Origin of the sequence: Spirillospora sp. NPDC046719 (genome assembly GCF_040645715.1) — a bacterium.
Lineage (GTDB): Bacteria > Actinomycetota > Actinomycetes > Streptosporangiales > Streptosporangiaceae > Spirillospora.
On the sequence record NZ_JBEYYT010000777.1, the window covers coordinates 1 to 2,556 of the forward strand.

Annotated in this window: 5 protein-coding genes; 4 read left to right on the forward strand and 1 reads right to left on the reverse strand. The window is 37.4% G+C overall.

Features of this window, described 5'->3' with window-relative positions:
• The first annotated feature begins 111 nt into the window (after window positions 1–111).
• A complete protein-coding gene (locus ABZ914_RS50055) occupies window positions 112–216 on the forward strand; it encodes a hypothetical protein (RefSeq protein ID WP_259744603.1) in 105 nt (34 codons plus the stop codon).
• A gap of 117 nt (window positions 217–333) precedes the next feature.
• Here ABZ914_RS50055 and ABZ914_RS50060 read toward each other — a convergent pair whose 3' ends face one another.
• Complete coding sequence (locus tag ABZ914_RS50060; RefSeq protein ID WP_058212595.1) at window positions 334–1,233, reverse strand: peptidylprolyl isomerase PrsA; 900 nt, start codon at window positions 1,231–1,233, stop codon at window positions 334–336.
• A gap of 173 nt (window positions 1,234–1,406) precedes the next feature.
• Here ABZ914_RS50060 and ABZ914_RS50065 point away from each other — a divergent pair, with 173 nt between their 5' ends.
• From ABZ914_RS50065 to ABZ914_RS50075, 3 genes are all read left to right on the forward strand, one after another.
• Window positions 1,407–1,481: a DUF1125 domain-containing protein gene (locus ABZ914_RS50065; RefSeq protein WP_500201629.1), complete on the forward strand. Its 75-nt coding sequence runs from the start codon at window positions 1,407–1,409 to the stop codon at window positions 1,479–1,481.
• A gap of 168 nt (window positions 1,482–1,649) precedes the next feature.
• Window positions 1,650–2,324, forward strand: a complete 675-nt coding sequence (locus ABZ914_RS50070; protein ID WP_014570539.1) for a DUF1642 domain-containing protein — start codon at window positions 1,650–1,652, stop codon at window positions 2,322–2,324.
• Window positions 2,321–2,556: dCTP deaminase/dUTPase family protein (locus ABZ914_RS50075; protein WP_500201628.1), on the forward strand; the 236-nt coding region annotated here is incomplete at its 3' end. The genes ABZ914_RS50070 and ABZ914_RS50075, both read left to right, overlap by 4 nt.

Consider the following 2,556-nt stretch of genomic DNA (forward strand, 5'->3'; position numbering starts at 1 on the left):
TGATTCATTACTCTGTCCTCTCTGTCTTTTTTCTCAATTTTACACTAAAATAGATTTTTTGGAAAACTTTGCAACAGAACCCTTGAGGGTATTAACGGCATCATCAAGAAGATTAAGAACACTGCGTACGGCTATACGAATTGGAACAATTTCATCAATCGTATATTCCTGGAACGGGTTTGGTTCAGAGCTAAGAGCAGCAAGGCAGCAGCATAATAAAAGCACCTAGACCAATTAAGGCCTAGATGCTTCACAAAAGATCTATCAACTCTACTTGACGAAGAGCCAATTTTTAAAAGTACTGGCTGTTATTTCATCTTACTCGGTTAAGCCTTAATTCGTTGTCGCAAGCTTCTTATAACTATCTAGCGCACCCGCAAGATCCTTGTCTTTAATCGTCACATGCTGGTTCTTCAATACCTGACTGATAACCCGTTGCATGATGCTTGAATCGCGAGACCATTTAGCGTAAACGCTGGCAGTTAGCGCCTTTTTACTGCTAGTAAAGGTGCCTTTGGCGGGATGGTTAATCATTTTAATAACTTCATACCCGTCTGTCACTTTGACTGGGGTCTGCGTGTAGTCACCATTTTTTAATTTGTAGGCAGCATCCTTAAATGTGGCATCGAGCGTTTTATTGTTTAATTCAAAACTAATCTTCCCGCCGTTATCTTTAGTCGCAGTATCAATGGAATCAGTTTTCGCAAGCGTGGCAAAATCCTTGCCAGCTGCTAAATCACTGATAACTTGCATAGCAGTGTCCTCGTCGCTAGTTAGAATATGTTGGACAGTCACTTTGGGCTGATAGGTCTTCCAAGCGGCCTTGAGCTGGCTTTCAGAAACCTTTTTTAACTTTTTCAGTGCAACTTCACTTAAAAAGTTGGTTCGTAGGCTTTCCTTGAAGCTACTGCGACTGAAACCGTTTTGACTTAAGAAAGCATCGAAATTTTCGCCGTATTGTTGTTTGTAGCTATCATAGGCGTCATTAACTGTTTTAGTGCTAACCGATTTTCCATAGGCATGATTCAATGCACGGTAAATAAGCATGTTAGCAAGCATGGTCTTTGTCGTTGGTGACTGTTTGAGTTCCTTGTAGAAGCTACTTTCAGTCACCTTGCCACCTGAATAGGTCGCAACTGTTTGGTCGGTCTGATTTGACTGACAACCGCTTAGCAGCAGTAAAGCAGTTGCGGTACTTGCCAATAATACTTTAAGGCGCGTTTTTTTCTTCATCGATTCGGTCTCCTCTGAAATGCTTACAGTAAACGTTGTGTATTTATTCTAGCTTTGGCAATTGAGAATTTCAATTCAAATACTCATTTTCTAATAATGCTAAAAATTTCAAAACATCTATAGTCTGTAAACGGCTAAATAATAACGCTAAAAGTTAATTTACAGATAAAAAAATTAATAGAAAAATAAAAATTATCAAAATAAAAAATGGTAGCGAACTAATTGCTATCTTGGAGGATTCAAAATGAAATTCACTAAAGGAAGTTATATTGGCGAAGATATCGTAATAGAGCTATCTAAAGCTGAGAACTTGGAGTTACGAAGAGCTTTGAATCAATGTAAAAAAGAAGATGTAGCACAGATACAACTAAACAGAGGCAAGTGGTTTATGCCATTTGTCTTGGAGGACACGAAAAATGACTAAGTTTGAAGAGAAATTGGAAAAGTTGCCAATAAAAAATATTGAGCATCCTATTGGTGACACTAAATATTATGCGGCCGTTCATGTTAAAACATTGATAGCACAAGCTGACGAAGAATATCAGGAGCTATTTGATAAATATAGTAATCTCAATGATAGCTATGAAAAAGAAGTAATCAGAAGTTCTAAACTAGAATCGCAAATCATTGATTTAAAATCCCAACTCCAACAGCAAGCCCTGCCAGTCGTGCCTGAAGAGGTTGATAAAGCTATCAAATACTTGAAAACTCAGAATAATTTTGCCACACTTACTGATTTGAAGAATCTTGATATTTTGACAGAAAAAGGCTTTTGGTGGCTGAATGATTTCCAATTTAAAGATAGACGATTTGGTTTTGGAGGTCTAAATAATAAGTTATTTATCCTTTCTCATTTAGCTATTACAGGCTATCAAGTAGAAAAACCGCAGCTGTTCTATATTGACTTACCAAAAGTTTTTGGATTAAGCGATTCAACTAGCGATTCAACCTTCGTATCAAAAGCGGAAAGTGGAATAATCTTAGAATTTACAAAAGGGAAAGATTATGCATTAAAATTAACAGAACAAGAAATCAAGTCAATTGATGAGCGTTACTGGCAGTTTGCTGTGCCTGTGGAGGACGGAGAATGACAAGAGGATTTAAAAAAATAAACGAAAATGCGACTATTCCAGAACGAGCGACAGAACATAGCGCAGGATATGACATTTCAGCAAGTGAAACAGTTACGATTCAACCTGATGAAATTAAAATGGTAAGCACTGGGCTAGCTGTTCAACTTGGTGATGATGAAGTATTGAAATTATACGACCGTTCAAGTAATCCAGTTAAGCGTGGCATTGCATTGATTAATTCAGTAGGAAT